Here is a 17,739-nt window from a genome sequence, read left to right as displayed (position 1 = left end):
CATGGATTACAACATATATACCCTGGGTGATATTGATTTTGTCTGGTCGGCTTTTACCGGTATTGCCCTAATCTTTTCTCAATATACTGGTGTAAAAGAGTTCCTGACCACGGCCGCCGTTGTAGCAGGTGTGAGCCTATTCTATAAAACGTGGCTATGGCTCCAGGCTCCGACCAAAAATGAATTACCGTTTTTCTCATGGTTTTTGGGGTTGATCCTTTTCATGATGGCAATGGTTCGAGTGGATGTAACTATTGAATCTGTAAAGTCGGGAGAGGTCAGAAACGTCGACGGAATTCCAATTTTTATTGCTGCGATGGCCACCGTCACCACTAACTTAAGCCAGGGTTTGCTGAAGGATTATAAAACAGCGTTTGATCCGCTTTCTCCGGTGGACCTGTCTGCAACAACTCTGGACGATGACATCACCCTCGGTCCGATGATCCGATTCGTGAAGTTTTTGCAATGGGGCGGCGATAGCCAGGGCTACTGTTCCGCATTTCCTGAACCGGCCAGCGGGCTAGGGCCAATGAACGTATGTGCTACCGTTCAGTCTCTTGCATACAACTGCCTGAAGGCTACCCAAAACTCAAGCGCAAATATTGCCGGTAAAGAAACTATTTTTAACGATATTTTCTCAGCTAATCTGGCAGATAGCATGGACCGGATTAATCAGGCGATGAAAGGCGCACTGAAGAATGCCTCTGCCAGTATTGTTGGCGCTAACGGTTCAAAAACTGGTACGTGTGATGAGGTCTGGTCAACTGTGAAACAGGTTACCAGTACAGCTGAAGCTCGCCAGACTATTTCCCTTATAGGACAGACAAACGGCATCCTTACTCCAGACGAAGCAAATGGTGCACCTACCGGCGCAAGTTTTACTGATGTTATGGCGTCAGCAAATGGTATGTACGGTAAGGCTATTGGTTCGTATGACGCCACCCTGAACCTGTTCATAATGAATGAGCTCAGAAATGGCGCAAGCAAATATAAGACCCCACTCGGTCTGGCTTCCGATATGCAGTTGTTTGAGGCTTCTCTGAAGCGAACCAACACAATGGCTTCACAGGGCCAGTTGTGGTTACAACTGTCGGGAGCAGCAATCGCATTCCTTGAAATGTTTGCTTATATGGTTGCTCCATTTGCTTTGCTTATGCTGCTGGCGTTAGGTGGTAATGGTGTTGCCGCTGCGGCGAAATATTTGCAACTTATCCTCTTCGTGAATATGTGGCCGCTTACGGCAGTAATGGTCAACGCGTATGTGAAGAAAGTCGCGACGGCCGACTTGGATACCTGGAGCACCCTCAACAGCCAGAATAATGCCGTCACGTGGATGGGGCTCCCAGGGCTTGCGGAAACTTACAGTTCATACCTGTCTGTTGCTTCCGCGCTTTATGCTCTGATTCCGGTACTCACATTATTCCTGATGACACAGTCTATTCACCCGATGATGAATGCGGTAAAGGGAGTGACCCCCGATGCGCCGGTGGATACTGGTCATGTAACGCCCAAAGTATGGGATGGCCCCAACAGCGGTAAATCTTCATTTGGTGACGTGACTCGAACCGCCTTAACCAGTACCGGTCAGGGATACAGCGATGGCGGCGCAGTTGATTCAAGTAATTTCCGCCTTGGTATGTGGAATGCTGGTTCAAGCATTGCTAATAGCCAGGGTCAGGGCTCAGCTGTTACTTCATCAGTTATGAGTGCGGCGAGTAATTCGTTCCAGGCAGGATACAGTCAGATGAGCGAGCTTGGCCGTTCAGGTCAGTCCAGCCAACAATTCTCTACTAATCTGCAAACGATGAAACAGATCTCCGACAAGATCGGTGCCTCTGTAGCTGAAGGGGTAGCAGCGAAGCATGGAGTGAATGCGTCTCAACTTGCCAGTATTGCATCAAATGTAGTGTTGAACGCGGGACTTGGTGGTGGTGGTACTGGCAAAGACGGCGGTATGAAAGCAGCAATATCTGGGCAGTTAAGTAGCGGTGGTGTTAAAACCAATACGGGTAGTGACTCGCTGTCAAATGACCTTTCAAAAGCGATTTCGAATCAGTTGAGCCAGGATTCTGCGTTAACTGACCAGTTCAGTAAAGCGGCGTCTCAGGTAAGCAGCGATCAGATAGCCAATACTAATGCGTTTAAAGAAGCATCGTCGAAAATGAACCAGGCGACACAGACGATGGCACAGAACATTTCCACATCGGTATCGACTAACGCCAGTTCCAATAGCGGGATGAGCCTCGACTCCAAACAAAGCATTAACCTGGACAGGTTCTCCGATTCTATTCGCAACAAAAACTTCAGTGATGATGATGTAAGGAATTTTGCTCGTAAGAATGGGCTGGATGAGAATGCGTTTATGGAGAAATTCAACTCCTATAACGATACCTTCAAGGCCAGTAATCAGCTTGGATCGCAGCTTCAACGTACTGACGCGCTTGTGGCTGCAACACGAGATTTCAGTGAGCAAAAAATTGCGATTGATACCGCCCGGGGAGAGACGGCAGAAAGTAATAAACAGGATCTCCGTGAAACCTCCAGCCTGCTTAAAAGTCTGGTTTCCGACTTCGGTGGTAATGCACAGCAGCTGCTACCTATCACCAATCAGCTCGACAGAATTTCAGGCGACGGGTCAGGAATTAATACTATCACTCAGGCACAGGATAGAACTCCTGACAGCGTAAATACGTCTGGCGTGATGAGTGCGTCACGCGTAGGGGAACTGGGTGGAAGTGTAGATTCGCAGGCTAAACTCGGTCTTTCCTCCAACGCTCAGGACGCGACACAGCGTGTCCCTGGAAAAAGTGAAGCTGGCTTTACTCCGTATAACCTTGATAACGCGGGCAAAGGCGATATTCAGGGAATACATAACAACAACGTGGGCCGCACTTATTCTGATGAAGAAAGGAATGTGCTTAATTCTCTCGAAACGAATGGACCTGTACTGAATAATCAGGGTGTAGAGAAAGTCGTCAATTCGGGTCAGGATGTCAGAAATGCAGAAGGCACATTTAACGATCTGGAAAAGGCTACCGGTGGTCGGGTGGTTGGTGATGGAATGGATCAACGAGCCACTGCTTTGAACAGTATGTATCAGAGCGGGCAAGTTCGTGGCTTATCTAATAACACTGATAACTACTTTAGTCGTGTTGCCAACAACCCGAACTTAAGCCGGGACGATAAGCGAGCTGAATTGGCACAGCAAGCTGTCTTTACCTATGGTGCCAGCACCATGGCTACCGGTGCCGAAAGAGAGCAGCTCAAAGCGGATACCCAGAAGATCCTTAATGAACTGGGTAACTATAACGTTAACTGGAGTATGAATGACGTTAAGAGCATCCATAGCAGTTTCAACACTCATAACAGAGCTGATGGTTCACTTGAGTCAGTCGTACGGGCAAACCTGGGAGAAGGTGGGTCGGGCGGTGGTCTCGTTGGTAACCGCACTCAGACCGTCACAGATCGCTTGGTTGGGGAAAAGATAGAGGCCAACACTGAGCGGGGCGCGATTTCTGGTGCGCTACTCGGGGGCCAGCAATTTGTTTCGGATACGCTAACCAGCGTTGGGGCGAAACCGGTAAATGAGATGCTTACGGGAGCGGGCATCCTTCAAACCCAGACATCGATAGCAAATGATGCTTCTAACCCTGCAAATATGCCTGATTCTCTCCAGGGTAAGGTCCTTAATCACATGCAGATGTCTGATGGTGTCGCAGCAGTAAGTGACCGGTATCAGAGTATTAGCAGCGACGGCGTTTCAACTTATGCGAATGCAGCGCAGAACTCTGAAAGGGCTATCCGGCAGCAATTGACGGATGACCCTCGCTTTGGGCCTCAGAAAGCAGATGAATTCATTCAGTACATGAAGTCAGAGCTGAGCAACACAAATGAGCCTTACCAGTCACGTGTCGATAAAGCGGATCAGTGGCTTAATGAAAATAAAAAATAAGGGAGGTTGAATATAACCTCCTGAAATGACTATCAATTCATTGTAAATTACTGCTAAACAATTAAGGCCGCAAAGTATGTGTTTGCGGCCTTTTTTTCAGAAGTACCGCTCTTGCGGAACATTCAACTAACGGTTTGAATCAGTGAAGACAAAAATCTATCAAACTCTGTATGAGATTCAATAACATAATCAGTAGATGCTTTGTCTCTTATCTGAAAGCAGTCGTCTGCAAAACTATAAGCGAACAGTGACATGCCATCTTCTCCGATTAACACCTTATCAGTGAGATTTGGGTCAACGTAGATTTCATTGTCTCGGGCTTCAAAGTTGCGTATGTAAATATTTGACCACAATAGATTTTCGTTCTCTGCCTGAACAAGGTTATAAAACGTAAGTCCGTTGTACTCAAAACCATCCATAGCATTAAACACTTGGGCATAATCAAGCCTGGTTTTAATGAGTTTCTGTATATCTACATAGGCGCTCTTTTTGTGATCTGCCCACTCCACTGGAGGCGGATTGCAGATTAAGTCTTTCAAGACCTCCGGGGCTACCGGGCTGGCTAAAGGGTAGTCATCTGCAACCATCAACCTCTTTAGGCTGCTGAGTAGTTGAGTTAAATCTTTCATGAGCGCCTCTTACTTTCCTACCGGGTAGATAACACCGTTCGGCGATGGCCATAAAACTTTGGTGCTTGAATTATACGGTAGATCCTTCGTAATGATGGATTGTGCTTTCGACAGTGCTGAATGGTATGGTGAATTCTGAATAAGTACCAGGTTGTCTATAGCGTTTGTGCCACCATCATCAAGAGGGATCTTGTGGTGAACCTGCCACCCAGAGGGGACCTTGCCTGTTGCAAGTTTCATCAAATCGTTAGGTTCAAACGTAGCCAGGGCATCTGGGTGGTCTGAAAGTGATTTAAGGAAGTTAGGGCGTACAGTATTGTTGAATTGTCCACGGAGAGCTAAATATTCAGCTCTGTCTCGGCGCATGTAGTTCAATTCGCTAACATTCATATCATCGAGCAAAACGTGTGCTTTTTTGTACTTGCCGAGATAACTTGTCAATTCATCCGCAGACCTTGGATTTCGGATAACCAGAAGTGAAGCCGCTGCAACCAGCATACCTGAAGTTGTTTCGTTCAATACTTGGTCATAGCCTTCAACAGCTTCGCCGCCAAGTTGTTCAGCCGTATGTCGAAAACCCTCCACATTTCCATTATAAAGCCCGCCAGCTGCGAGAAGACGACCAGCCGCTTTGGAATTAATGGTTTTTGTTGATTGGGCGTGCTGTGCTGGTGTCGTTGATCGAACGTAATACCCCGGGCGTTTCAACTGACGAGAGATGATATCGCGCAGACGGGTCAAGAGGGACATGGGCAGGTCATTGCGTAGGTTGCCATTTGATATAACCCCCGGCCCGGTATTGCCGGTTATGTCTTTTCTAAGCAGAACGATCTTACCGTATCTGATGTCGTCAAGCGTATCGCGGTAAGCGAGCCAGGGGCGTTGATGGTGGAACTGGTGATACCGGCTGACAAACTGTGTATATCCCTGCGGTAAATTCCATTCCTGAATAATCCGGTTTGGCAGGGCGGTATCTTCGAGGTCATGTACCGCCGTGGCCGGATGTATGATGTTGGGAATATCCTCAAGGTATATGTCATCCAGTGACTTAGCCTGACAGTGATGCAGCATAATGTCCCTTTCTTGTCGAATTCATATGAGACATTATTGCGTATGGAATAAAACAATCAATCCTAAAGTGGATGGGCGTACGAGATCAGCAGTGACAGGGTAAAAGGAAAGTTACTTTGTTCATCAGCGTCCCATGAGCTGATGGTACCTTGCGTTAAGAGCTGCAAGGTCAGATTCGGTGAGGCCCGTATAATAATCGGTTTTGTGCAAATGCGGATAACCGGCCGGAAATAATGATTCGTCGTCATCAAGGCAGATAAATGCTTTAACTCGATGTGAAAAGACAAAGTCCTCACACTCGGCAGCCCGCACACCAGTCTGTCCGTGTTTTAAATATACCGAACCGGTTGCACCTATGATTTTGTCTCTATAAGGCATCCGGAACAGAGATTTCAGATAACTTGTATTAGCGCACTCACGCCATGAGCTGGAGATAACAATCACCATGGCAGGGCAGTTATCCAGCAATTTCTCTAACAGTGGCATTCGCTCAAAGGTTTCATTTTTACACCTGTGGCAAACCCCATCGAAATCTAAGAAAAGCACGACATGCGAATCAGGGAGAGGGGCCCATAAACCAGCTGTTGTTTCTTCATGAACACATACTTCTTCATGATGAGGGTTTTTCTGGATCAAGAAAGAGGAGAGTGTCTTAAATAAATTTCTTGCAGAAGAAGACAATATATTACTCCTGAGTCAGTGCGAAATATTTGTGGTGTTTTACCCAAGCCACTCGATGATCTTCTGTAATATCGGGTGGAATTTATTTAACAACAGGAGTCGGGTTTTGCTCCGGGACATTTTTAGCTATATGGCCATTGTATCGAGGAGGTTGCTGGGTCCATTGATAAAGCTCACCCATCCCGTTACGCTGCTGGATCCGACGATTGTACTTTACCATGAAGTTAAATATGTACTTTGCACGTACCTTTGGGGTTTTGCTGTTGTAATCTGCAATCCCTTCAAACACATTGCCCTTGCGATCAACAATTTTTCTATAGAGCCACCATGTTCCAACCCAGAAACTTGCGCAAGCATCGTAAGCCAGAACACGCCACGTTACCGTCGGGAAATGCTTTTTTATTTCAGGCAGATTGGATGAGTTGATCTGCATTGGGCCAATATCATAAGTGCCGTTAGTATTCCTGCTGAAAGTACCAACCTTACCGCCTTCATTGTCAAACAACGTAAAAACCAGTTCAGCATCAATTCCGAAGTAGCGGGCGGCATCCGTTATGCACTGAGTGTAAATTTCATCAGGAACGGGAATAGGTTTCACATCATCTGCTGGTGGTGTAAACACAACGATTTCTCCACTGAATCTACGTTTTAACTATTCTCCCATATATCTATCGACTTTCTTTCGGCTTTACCCGTTGATTTAAGTGTTTAAGCAAAATTCTGGAATTTTGGAGCGTGATAATATTAGTGCTCGATTTAAGGAGCATAAATGAAAAAAATTATTAAGGCATCGGTATTACTTCTTTCATTAAGTACCGCCTTCACGATGAATGCCGAGCCGGTTAATACAATGATGCTGCCAGATGCAGCCCGGGATAAGCTCAAAGCCATTGGGCTTTCAATCGAGCACGTCGAACCCTCGCCAGTAAAAGATATTTTTACGGTGATTTCCAGGGAGGGGGTAAGTTACGTGAGCAAAGACGGAGATTACATCTTTACCGGAAGCTTATTCCACGTGAAAGGTAAAGATGTGGTAAACACCACTGAGCAGGCCATTTTAATGGGCGTCCGGGAGTTCGCATCCAAAACAAAATCCATCGACTACAAATCACCAAACGAAAAATACCGGCTTGCTATCTTTACCGATATAACCTGTGGATACTGCCAAAAACTGCATCATGATCTGAAGTCTTATCTTGATGCCGGTATTTCGATTAAGTTTCTTGCATTCCCACGTGCAGGACTGAACTCGGTAGTAGCCGGGAACATGGCCAAAATCTGGTGTTCAGCAAAGCCAAACGAAGCTCTGGATGCAGCGATGAATCCGGTTTCAACTATCCCGGAAGGACGTCCTGATGAGGCTTGCTTAAACATTATCAAATCGCATTTCCAGGTGGCCTCAACAATCCCGCTGCAAGGTACTCCTACCATGGTGACACTAAGCGGCAAACCGCAGTTATTTACGGGGTGGCTGAGCCCGGAAAACCTGGTGACCCAAATGGGCGCTGCGCAAAAGTAACTTTTCCGACTGTAAGAGGTGTGTATGAAATCTACTTTACTGAGTACGTTAATGCTGGTTGCTGTAGGTGTACAGCCCGTTTTCGCTGCACAATGTCAGTACGGAGCCTGTGGAACGGATAACGATCCCGGAATCGGATTTCTGATGTCATCGGTACAAATGGATCAAGGTGAACAACTAAAGGAACTCTCTGGTGTTGCGACCACAGGTGACACCATCTCTAAAAAGATGGAAAGCTACCTGGGAAATAAAAAGCTCAAGGTAAACACCGACAGTACCCGCAAGGGGCCGGGTAATACCACCATCAGGCCTACAGATGAGCTCGCCCCAACGAGGCAACTAAAAGTTATCCGGCCCGAATTGGTAAAAAATCCCGATTCGCAGCTCGTGGTAGCTTTCAATGAGCGCCTGGCCTGATTTATTGACTGAGAGCGTCCAGAAGGAAAAAAGATGTCGATACTCAGTAACTTCGTCATCAGAGCAACGGGGATACCTGACAAAAAGTATCTCCGGGATCCCGTAATAAAACGTTGTTATGAACGTCTGAGTCGTAGGGTGCCTGCTCTAATGACGGGGTGGCTTCTGTGCATTCTGGGTTCAGGGTATGTCAGTATGGCACTGGAACAGCCTGATAGCACTGTGTTACTCAGTCTGCTGCTGTTGTATGTTATGTCAGGCATTTTACTGATGCAGTTCCAGTATATGTATTCAGAGCGAAGCATAGGCTACAGGTTCTACCTGGAAGTGCTTATGAATGCAGCTGCCAGTACTCAACATAAAGAACAGTTACAGTATCTATTCATTAATAAGCCCAATTCCATCACGATGGGCGATCTTTACCGACTTTATGATTTTAATGGGGGAGGGCGATAGCCACGTTAATGTGCGTGTCCAAAAGTCACTTTTGAACATTCTCTTCCCGCCGTCTGCTTTCAATTCCAGGGGATCACTGCAACATAATTTCCGGAACGCAGCGGCGCATCAAATTTATCAGTAAAGGCGTCGATCATTGCTGAATAAGCAATGCTGTCTGACGGCACAGGTGCATTGCTTTGCATACTCACTTTCAGAACCTGCTTTGCTCCTTTCGCTGACGGGTATACCTCGACATCCAGCTGTCGCATATAGTGCATCTGCGACATCGTCTCAGTGCCTATTACCCCATCGACTGGCTTGTAGTCATAGTCAGTATGCGATTCGCCATGCTTGTCAGTTCTAGTTGTCTTTTTATCTACAACGTAGCCTGTCACCCCAGTAAGAAGCTGCTCGCTATACTGCATGTTCTCCTGTGAGCTGCTGATTCGGAACCTGAGCACATAATCTGGCTGGTGAGTGGAAATAATGACTCCTTTTTTTGCTAATCCATCAGCAAAACGGCCTGAAAACATTCTGGACTGAATACTTTCATCCAGAGGGACTATCTGAAACCTTTTATTTGTAACAGGACGAGGCATTAGATCGTACGCATCTACCTGGTTTGCGAAATGATATCCGCAACCACTCAAAAGCATTGCGGTTGTAAGTATAAAGCCCTGCCTAATCATCCTTTAATCTCCAAAAAGCATTGTTTCACGAATAATTCCGATTTACCGGGCCAGTATAATCCATCGCAGGTTAATAACTAACAGGCTGAAAAGCATAAAGGTAGCTATGTCTAAAGAATTTTATTTAAAACCGATGGCCACGATTTTAATTTCTGCGGTGATTGCTACCGCTGCCTCGGCGTTAATCACGGCAACTTATTTTAAACCGAAGGTGCTCAGTGAGGAAGAAATTGGCAAAATTGCCGCTACTTACCTGGTAAAAAATCCCCATTATTTAGTGGAAGCAGGTAAGGCGCTGGAAAATCAGAACGTGAGTGCCTCAGTGGAACGAATAATTCCATATGCGCCAGCTCTGCTGGATACCAAGGAGACGCCAAACATCGGCCCTGATGACGCCGACGTCGCGGTAATCGAGTTCTTCGACTATCAGTGTATTTACTGCATGCGGGTTACACCTGTTGTTGAATCGGTGATGAATCAGAGCAAAGATGTAAAATTCTTCTTTAAAGAATTCCCGATTTTTGCCGGTTCAAAACCTGTATCTGCCATGGGGGCCGCTACGGGTCTGCACGTCTATCAGAATTTCGGTGCTGAAGCCTATCGTAAGTACCACAACAACCTGATGGCTGTGGCTCATACCTTCATGACCTCTCAACGCAAATTCGAACTCACTGACTTTAATACTGTGATGGAAAAGTCAGGGTTTAACAGCACGTTTTCTGACAGGGAAAAAAACCGGTATGAAAACGTGATCTCCGGCAACATGCAGCTGGGCGAAGCGCTCGGGATCACCGGCACACCCGGTTTCATCATTATGAATATGAAAAAGCCGAATGCGGCGACTACCACATTTATCCCCGGGGCTATGGACGCAGCAACTTTGCAGGGCGCAATCGAAAAAGCTCGCGGGGCCTAAAGTTACTTTCACTTTTGATGAGTACGGCCATGCCGGACATGGCCGCTACGCTTTTACAACGAGTAATTCATCCCAGCGGGTCGTATATCTCGGTGATAGCATGGCCTGCTTCATACGAAAATCCTGTTGAATGCCTTCCCCCAGTAAAAACAAAGATCCGCGCTTTTCTTTATTGAACCGGTCCATAACTTTCATCAGTGCCTGACTGCCAGGCCTGGCCGGGCGCGCATCAAACAGGCTGAGTTGCTCTGTGCCGTCAGTCATAGCGGAGAGCATTACCCCTGCTTTCGCATACGCTATCCCAGGTCTGTAAATGCGGTTCAGGATGGTCATGGCTGCATCAACCAGATCGCGGGTGTCCTGTGTAGCGGTAAGCGGCTCGATACCACAATTGCTGTAGCGGTTTTCACCTTGCGCATAATTGCTGCTCTGAATGAAGACTGTGATTTGACGGGTCCACGAGCCATCCTTGCGCAGCTGCTCTGCCGCCCGGGCGGTAAAAAATGAAACTGCCTCATGTAGCTTGCCTATCTCATTAAGGCGCTGACCAAAACTTCTGGAAACGATAATCTGTTGCCTGACAGGAGGGGACTCGTGCAGCCGGAAACATGGTTCGCCATGCAGTTCCCGCCAGGTACGCTCGATTTCAACGCCAAAGCTTTTACGTAAAAAGCGAACGTCGCTCTTATAAAAATCACCGGCAGTGATGATCCCGTAAGCCGACAGGCGTTCACTGATCTTTCGACCAATACCCCATATTTCTCTGGTACTGATAAGGCTCAGGAGCTTCCTGATCCTGGCCTGATCAGTCAAAACTACAACCCCGCCTGTAGCTGCCCATCGTTTGCTCGCATAGGTGCATAATTTAGCCAGGGTTTTGGTGCTTGAACAACCCACACCACAGGTAAGGGACAGATTATGAAGAAGTGTACTTCTGATCAACCGGCCGTAATCTTCGTAATCTATTAACTTGTTCATTTTTTTCAATAACATGAAATTTTCATCTATGCTATATCGACTCGATTGAGGCGCGAAGCTTTCCAGCGTTTCATGGAAGCGATTTGAGTAGTCTTCATACAAAGTAAAGTTAGAGCTCCGGACTTCGATCCGGTGTTGCTGAATCAAATCCCTGCACTTAAAAATTGGGGTTCCACGCTTAATACCAACGCTTTTAGCCAGTTTATTCATTGCAATGACGGACGAATCGTTATTGCTGGCTATGATGAGCGGCTTTTTTGTTTCACGATGACTCCAGCCCGGTAGTTCGCTGGACTGCGACGTAGCCCGATACAGCAGGTTTATCAATAGCTTACGCGCTTCCATCATATGCCGGTGCTTTCTGAAACTTGACCCGGTTCTCCCTCGCGCCGCTCCTATCTGGCTCCTGGAATCCGGGTCGTTCCAAGGAGTCATCATGGCAAAGATCAAGCTCACCAAGACCGCCGTAGAGTCGGCGCAACCCCAGGCGAAGGACATCGAACTACGGGATACCGTCGTGCCCGGCTTCCTTTGCAAGATTACCTCGACGGGACGCCGGGTGTTCATGCTCCAGTACCGCACGAACTCTGGCCAGCCCCGCAAGCCCTCGCTGGGACTCTACGGGGAGCTAACCGTCGAACAGGCGCGGGTCAAAGCGCAGGACTGGCTGGCCGAGGTTCGCCGGGGTGGTGATCCCGGCGGTGCCAAGGCCGAGGCGCGCAAGGCGCCCACGATGGCCGAGTTGTGCAAAAAGTTCATGGAGGACTACTCCAAGAAGCGCAACAAGGTCAGCACGCAGGACGGCTACCAGGGCGTCATCGACCGCAACATCATCCCGCTGCTGGGCCGCAAGAAGGTGCATGACGTGAAGCGGCCCGACATTGCGGGGCTCATGGAAAAGCTGGCCTACAAGCCGACCGAGGCCAACAAGACCTTCGGCGTGCTGCGCAAGATGTTCAACTTGGCCGAAGTCTGGGGCTTCCGCCCGGACGGCACGAATCCGTGCCGCCACGTCCCGATGTACCCGCCGGGCAAGGAAACCCGGCTCATCGTGGACGAGGAAATGGTGCGGATCTTCCGCCAGTTGGAGAAACTGGAGGCGGAGGGGCTGGAGAACTACGTCATCCCGTTGGCGATCCGGCTGCAATTCGAGTTTGCGGCGCGGCGCTCCGAAATCTGCCCGCTCGAATGGAGCTGGCTGGACTTCGAGAACCGGCGCGTGGTGTGGCCCGACAGCAAGGTTGGCGGCATTTCCAAGCCCATGAGCGAGGAAGCCTATCGGCTGCTTTCGACGGCGCCGCGTCTGGAAGGCTGCCCTTACGTCCTGCCGTCGCCGAACGACCCGGCCAAGCACCTGACCTTTGGCGAGCACTATGGCGGCTGGTGCCGGACGCTCAAGGCCGCCAGCGTGCCGCACGTAGGCACGCACGGCATCCGTCATCGCTCGACCACCGACATTGCCAATTCCGGTGTGCCGACCAAAGTGGGAATGAAGCTGACGGGCCACAAGACCGTGGCGATGTTCATGCACTACGTCCACACCGAGGACAAGCCGGTGCGCGAGGCGGCCGAGCTGGTGGCCAGCCGCCGCCAAGCCATCACGGGCGCGCGGCAGCTTGCGGAGGCGGTGGCATGAACGGGCGCCGGCCATCAGCAGCATCGCTCGCAGCGCCCGCGGCGCTGCTGGGCGACATTCGGGCACTGATCGAGGCGGCGCGCTTGCGCGCCGCCTCGACGGTGAATAGCGAGCTTACGATGCTCTACTGGCGCATCGGCCAACGCATCCACACGCAGGTCTTGGACAGGCGCCGGGGCGCCTACGGCAAGGAAGTTCTGCCCACCTTGGCTGCGCAGTTGGTGGAGGAGTACGGCAGCAGCTTTGCAGAGCAGAACTTGCGCCGCATGGTGCAGTTCGCCGCCACCTTCCCCGACGAGCGAATTCTCGTATCACTGATACGAGAATTGAGCTGGACGCACTTCATCGCCCTGATGCCGCTGAAAGACCCGCTCCAGCGGGACTACTACGCACAGATGGCCAGCACCCAACGCTGGAGCGTGCGGACGCTGCGCGAGCGTATCGACTCGATGCTGTACGAGCGCACGGCGCTTTCCCAAAAGCCGGAAGAAACCATAGCGCAGGAGTTGGCGACCCTGCGCGATGCGCAGCGCATGTCGCCGGCCCTGGTCATGCGCGACCCGTACATCCTCGACTTCCTGGGCCTGCGGGACACTTGGCAGGAAGGCGACTTGGAAGCGGCGATCATCCGTGAAATGGAGTCCTTCCTGCTGGAGCTGGGCGCGGGCTTCTCATTCGTCGGCCGGCAGAAGCGCATTCCGATCGACGACGAGGATTTCCACCTTGACCTTCTGTTCTACAACCGCAAGCTGCGGCGGCTGGTTGCGGTGGAGTTGAAGGTAGGTGACTTCAAGGCGGCCTACAAAGGGCAGATGGAGCTTTACCTTCGGTGGCTAGACAAGCACGAACGGGAGCCGGAGGAAGCCTCGCCGCTCGGGATCATCCTTTGCACCGGCAAGAAGCGCGAGCAGATCGAATTGCTGGAGCTGGACAAGTCCGGCATCCACGTTGCCGAGTATCTGACCGCCTTGCCGCCGAGGGGCGTGCTGGTGGAGCGGCTGCAACAGGCAACGCAACGGGCGCAGTTGCAAATCGAGCAGCGCAAGACGGACAACGAGTAGTCCTGTCCCAAGCAGTCGGGCGTCCCGGCGTGCCGCCGTCGCGCTGTCGTGCTGCGCATCGAGCTTCGCTGCGCGAGTCTCGCCCCTGTCGGGCTTCCATCACTGACGCCTCCGTCCCGGCTCGTTGATCCGGGCCTGCGCGCTCCGCTTGCCAAAAATCGACTCTGTGCAGTGGGCGGGTGTGGGCGGTCTTGCTGTTCCCTTCACCGTATCACGGCGTTCTCGCCGTCAAGGGCGGCGCGCGCCATGCGCGCTTGCGTCCTGGCGGCCGTCTGCGACCCCTGACTGCTTGCGCTGCGCCGTGCTGCCGCCGGTTCCGGGCAATTCCGCCCGAGCAACCGGAGCACGATCATGTCGCAACTGTCCTTTCCCTCGTTCGATTCCTGTCTGCTGGTGCGCGACGCGCACGGGCGCTATCTACCGGCATCGGCCGACGACATTCTGGAAGCTGCGCGCCAGGTCATTGACCGGAAAATGCGGCGCGGAGCAGAGTTCACTTCGCCGGCGGCGGTCAAGGAATACTTGCGTACAAAGTTGGCCAGCTTCGAGCATGAGGTGTTCGTAGTGCTGTTCATGGATACGCGCCATCGTCTGATCGAATACAGGGAGATGTTCCACGGCACTATTGACGGTGCGTCGGTGTATCCGCGCGAAGTGGTCAAGGAGGCGCTGCGGCTCAATGCGGCGGCGGTCGTCGTTTCGCACAACCATCCGAGCGGAAACCCCGAGCCGAGCGCGGCTGACCGGGCGCTGACCCAGCGGCTCAAGGAAGCGTTGGGTCTGGTGGACGTGCGCGTGCTCGATCACATCATCGTTGCGGGCAACGAAACGGCATCGTTCGCCGAGCATGGGCTGATCTAGCCCAAGGGGCTTCGGCCCCTTTTTGCTGCGCCTGGTGGCATAGCTATGGCCCTCGCGGCCTGATGCTCAGGCCGTCGCAACCTGAATCATCTCGTCGTAATGTTTCTTGTCCACCTCTTCCAGCCACTGGAAGATGTTCCCGATGACGCTGTGGCTTTCGCCTGCCAAGTTTTCTGCGGATTCCTCTGTTATCTCAATAACGTCGCTATGTGAATACTTATTGATAAAGCGGTAGATTTTTTCTTTAAGCTCTGGTGTCGTGATGGTGCAATCTTTTAGGCCAGCCTCCATCAATTGACTAATGTCGCTTCGACGCCTTGGATATTTGAAGGTGAAAAACGATTCAACAAGCTTTCGGGCGAGGTTGGCGGTCAAGAACGCCTCATCTCGATTGAGTGTTGTGTGCGCCCTATATTCGTAGAGCTTCTTGAAGATATAGTGGTACTCGGAACCGTAGTTCTTGAGTGAGTCGTCGGCATCCACAAGTAGGGAGTGACGAGGGGAGCCAGGTGGCGCATCCAGGCGATAAAAGAAGCAATTCTCGGCGTTGCCTTTTTTGACTCGATTCCTATTGGTGCCAGTGAACCAGTCTCTCACTAGCTTAAAGTAAGTGAAGTTGTGAGTCAGCACAAAAAGTTGCTTGGCTTCAGTGCATTGCGTTCTCAAAAACGAGTAGGCGTGAAACAAGTGATTAGAATCAAAGCTTGAGACCGGATCGTCAACGACGACGATCGTATCCTTGATGTTATTTCCATTTTCTTTGAGCTTCGTGATGAAATAGACAAATGCAATCGCAGTTTTCTCACCTTCGCTCAAATTCCCATCGTGCTCACCAACCCCGTTTCTGATGATCTCATAGCCTTTCTTCTTCTGATTGAAGTTCAGGCAAAGCTCAGAGCGGCCAATGAAGCGATGCAGGATGTCATTGAACTCCTTTGCCCCGACCGTTTCATTCGAGAGCGCCGCTTCTATGGCTCCGACCTCTAGACTAATTTTTTCAATTTCCTTATGGTCGTTCTTTGCTTCTGACTCAAGGTCATTGCACTTCTTCTCACTTCCAGCATAGTCAAACTCTTGCACCTCAGCCGCAGCAAAGTGAAGCTCCAGTGCCACCTTGCTTTTTGAGGTCTCAGATTTGAAATTTGAAGTCTTATTGTTGTGCTTTCCAACGAGAGCAACAATCGATTTCAGGATGTCATTGAAATTGGTGACATCGTCTTCAACCACATCCGAGATCTGAATGTCTGTCTTCCCAGGGTCTGTGATCTTGGCCTTCAGGGCTTCCCGCCAGGCGTCGATTTGCTGGTCGATCTTTTCAGCAGCAGTTGCGTAGTCCTTTTGAAGCTTCTCTGCCTCGGCCGATAGTTCTTTATAAAACTCGGTCGATGCGGGAAACTGATTAGCTGGAGCGCCTTGAGATTCAATCCATGTCGCCGCGTTCTGAAGTCGGCTCTGAAACTCCGTGAACTCCTTGCTGAAGTGGGCAGCAAGCGCCTCGGCACGAAGCTGGGCGAACGGAGAGCCGCAGAACTCGCAGGATTGCGAGTCGTGGTTTTTATGGATTTCCAAGCCTGCTTGAACCCATTCGCGGATTTCCGGGTTATCGGTCAGCCGCTGGATTGCTTGATTGACCGCCGTAGTCCCAATCAAATCTCTGATGCGGCCCGCCGCTTTCTTAAAGTAGTCCGGCTCAATGGCCGTTGAGGCGAAAGCAATGCTTGGAAGCTGATCTGGCTTGGCGGCATTCGTAAGGTCGATAACCCTCTCATCTGGAAGAACCGACTCCGCCTTGATAATTGTCTCGCCGTTATTCTGTATGAAGTTGAAGAGCTTGCGGCGGTCGTAATTCAAGTAATAACTGTCGCTCGTATCAATCGCCTGAAGTCCAAGCTTCATTTTCTTGGCAGCATTGGTCAGGAACTTCTCTAATGCCTCACGCTGCTTCTTGATATCGCTTTGCTTGTCGTCGTGAGCCTTCTTTTTCGACTGAAGCTCGCTCTTCAGCTTCTCCAGCTTCTGCAAGTCATCAATCTTCTCTTTCGCAATAAGAAGGATGCTCTTTACGGATTTGTCCCAATCAATGTTCTCATGCACGAAGCGTTGATTGAAAACATGAATATTCAATTGGGATGAGTGGAGTGTGGATTCCGTGATCGTTGAGCCATCCTCCAGAACTACTGAAAATTGGCCCGTGCTGAAGCGGGGAACCATCGAGCGAAGCTCAAAGCAAGAGAATAGATTCGATAACGTTGACTTGCCTGTTCCATTCCAACCATAGACCAGGTTGTACCGGCCGAACTTTTGGATCTTCGTTCCATTGAAGTCGCTGAAGATTCCGAACTGTTTGAGGCGGTTGATGCAGACAATCATCTCTATATCTCCGTGTTCTTGCTTTCCCATCATTTGCTTGCGAAACAAATGGTAAACGAAGAGTCCTCTTGCGTCTCCGCTTCGCGGATCGCGCTGCTCCAGGTTCGCTAGTCGCTCATCCCTGGCGGGACTGGCTTCGCCAGCCTTCCGCATCGCTGACGCCTACGGCCCGGCTTCCAGCTTCGGGCCTGCGCGCTTCGCTTGCGTGCGGTCAGCACAAAGGGATGGCCGTTGCCTTGTCCAGCCGTCTCCCCTGACTTCATCACCTTACCCGCGACCGTAGCCCGCGACCGTGTGCCGTCAAGGCGCGCAGGGCCGTGTCCTCGGCTGCGCCTGCGGGCCGCACCAACCCTGCGCTTGGCTCCTTGACGGCCCCCGTCCGCGCGCTCCTTTGGGCGCGGGCGATGAACTCAGGAAAGACGGTGGCAACAGGGCCAACCGGGTTCCTCGTGCCGACCGCACCAAACAGCCGAAAGGCTGGGCTCCGAATCTAGAAATCCGGTGTGCGGTGTGAACAGCAA

The 17,739-nt window shown here is 50.6% G+C and carries 15 protein-coding genes; 8 read left to right on the top strand and 7 right to left on the bottom strand.

Annotated features, from left to right (window positions below):
* Position 1: 1 nt before the first annotated feature.
* A complete protein-coding gene (locus ACQG1Y_RS24520) occupies positions 2-3,952 on the top strand; it encodes a conjugal transfer protein TraG N-terminal domain-containing protein (protein ID WP_045340366.1) in 3,951 nt (1,316 codons plus the stop codon).
* 122 nt (positions 3,953-4,074) lie between these two features.
* Here the strand turns inward: ACQG1Y_RS24520 and ACQG1Y_RS24515 are convergent, their stop codons facing one another.
* The 4 genes from ACQG1Y_RS24515 to ACQG1Y_RS24500 form a co-directional block, all read right to left on the bottom strand.
* Positions 4,075-4,581 (bottom strand): YrhA family protein, encoded by a 507-nt coding sequence (locus ACQG1Y_RS24515; RefSeq protein WP_045340367.1) that lies wholly within the window; start codon positions 4,579-4,581, stop codon positions 4,075-4,077.
* A gap of 9 nt (positions 4,582-4,590) precedes the next feature.
* Entirely contained in the window at positions 4,591-5,652 is a 1,062-nt protein-coding gene (locus ACQG1Y_RS24510; protein WP_045340370.1) for an HNH endonuclease signature motif containing protein, read from the bottom strand.
* Positions 5,653-5,775: 123 nt separating this feature from the next.
* Complete coding sequence (locus tag ACQG1Y_RS24505) at positions 5,776-6,333, bottom strand: HAD domain-containing protein (protein ID WP_045340373.1); 558 nt, start codon at positions 6,331-6,333, stop codon at positions 5,776-5,778.
* 82 nt (positions 6,334-6,415) lie between these two features.
* Complete coding sequence (locus ACQG1Y_RS24500) at positions 6,416-6,955, bottom strand: lytic transglycosylase domain-containing protein (RefSeq protein ID WP_000494968.1); 540 nt, start codon at positions 6,953-6,955, stop codon at positions 6,416-6,418.
* A 147-nt stretch (positions 6,956-7,102) separates the two neighbouring features.
* On the opposite strand from ACQG1Y_RS24500, the gene ACQG1Y_RS24495 reads away from it, so the two are divergent.
* The 3 genes from ACQG1Y_RS24495 to ACQG1Y_RS24485 all read left to right on the top strand — a co-directional run bounded on the left by ACQG1Y_RS24495 (position 7,103) and on the right by ACQG1Y_RS24485 (position 8,725).
* Positions 7,103-7,852, top strand: coding sequence for a thioredoxin fold domain-containing protein (locus ACQG1Y_RS24495; RefSeq protein WP_045340375.1), 750 nt, complete (start codon positions 7,103-7,105; stop codon positions 7,850-7,852).
* A 24-nt stretch (positions 7,853-7,876) separates the two neighbouring features.
* The gene (locus ACQG1Y_RS24490; protein ID WP_045340377.1) at positions 7,877-8,269 is read left to right on the top strand and encodes a hypothetical protein; all 393 of its coding nucleotides are present in this window, start codon (positions 7,877-7,879) and stop codon (positions 8,267-8,269) included.
* Between the two features lie 195 nt (positions 8,270-8,464).
* Positions 8,465-8,725 (top strand): hypothetical protein, encoded by a 261-nt coding sequence (locus ACQG1Y_RS24485; RefSeq protein ID WP_052686388.1) that lies wholly within the window; start codon positions 8,465-8,467, stop codon positions 8,723-8,725.
* Between the two features lie 59 nt (positions 8,726-8,784).
* Here the strand turns inward: ACQG1Y_RS24485 and ACQG1Y_RS24480 are convergent, their stop codons facing one another.
* Entirely contained in the window at positions 8,785-9,240 is a 456-nt protein-coding gene (locus tag ACQG1Y_RS24480) for a hypothetical protein (protein WP_235123450.1), read from the bottom strand.
* A 262-nt stretch (positions 9,241-9,502) separates the two neighbouring features.
* On the opposite strand from ACQG1Y_RS24480, the gene ACQG1Y_RS24475 reads away from it, so the two are divergent.
* Complete coding sequence (locus ACQG1Y_RS24475) at positions 9,503-10,312, top strand: DsbA family protein (RefSeq protein ID WP_072102643.1); 810 nt, start codon at positions 9,503-9,505, stop codon at positions 10,310-10,312.
* 45 nt (positions 10,313-10,357) lie between these two features.
* Here ACQG1Y_RS24475 and umuC read toward each other — a convergent pair whose 3' ends face one another.
* Entirely contained in the window at positions 10,358-11,638 is a 1,281-nt protein-coding gene (gene umuC, locus ACQG1Y_RS24470) for a translesion error-prone DNA polymerase V subunit UmuC (RefSeq protein WP_227629130.1), read from the bottom strand.
* Positions 11,639-11,726: 88 nt separating this feature from the next.
* Between umuC and ACQG1Y_RS24465 the strand changes: the two genes are divergently transcribed.
* The 3 genes from ACQG1Y_RS24465 to radC all read left to right on the top strand — a co-directional run bounded on the left by ACQG1Y_RS24465 (position 11,727) and on the right by radC (position 14,848).
* Positions 11,727-12,926: a tyrosine-type recombinase/integrase gene (locus ACQG1Y_RS24465; protein WP_001062689.1), complete on the top strand. Its 1,200-nt coding sequence runs from the start codon at positions 11,727-11,729 to the stop codon at positions 12,924-12,926.
* Positions 12,923-13,987, top strand: coding sequence for a PDDEXK nuclease domain-containing protein (locus tag ACQG1Y_RS24460; RefSeq protein WP_426737296.1), 1,065 nt, complete (start codon positions 12,923-12,925; stop codon positions 13,985-13,987). The genes ACQG1Y_RS24465 and ACQG1Y_RS24460 overlap by 4 nt, the downstream gene beginning before the upstream one ends.
* Positions 13,988-14,338: 351 nt before the next feature.
* Complete coding sequence (gene radC, locus ACQG1Y_RS24455; protein WP_003092330.1) at positions 14,339-14,848, top strand: RadC family protein; 510 nt, start codon at positions 14,339-14,341, stop codon at positions 14,846-14,848.
* A 66-nt stretch (positions 14,849-14,914) separates the two neighbouring features.
* Here radC and ACQG1Y_RS24450 read toward each other — a convergent pair whose 3' ends face one another.
* The gene (locus tag ACQG1Y_RS24450) at positions 14,915-17,371 is read right to left on the bottom strand and encodes an ATP-binding protein (RefSeq protein WP_001223964.1); all 2,457 of its coding nucleotides are present in this window, start codon (positions 17,369-17,371) and stop codon (positions 14,915-14,917) included.
* Between the last annotated feature and the right edge of the window lie 368 nt (positions 17,372-17,739).

It is taken from the genome of Enterobacter cloacae complex sp. 397G4, assembly GCF_050031515.1.
GTDB lineage: Bacteria > Pseudomonadota > Gammaproteobacteria > Enterobacterales > Enterobacteriaceae > Enterobacter > Enterobacter hormaechei_C.
This window is presented reverse-complemented; position numbering and strand designations above follow the sequence as displayed.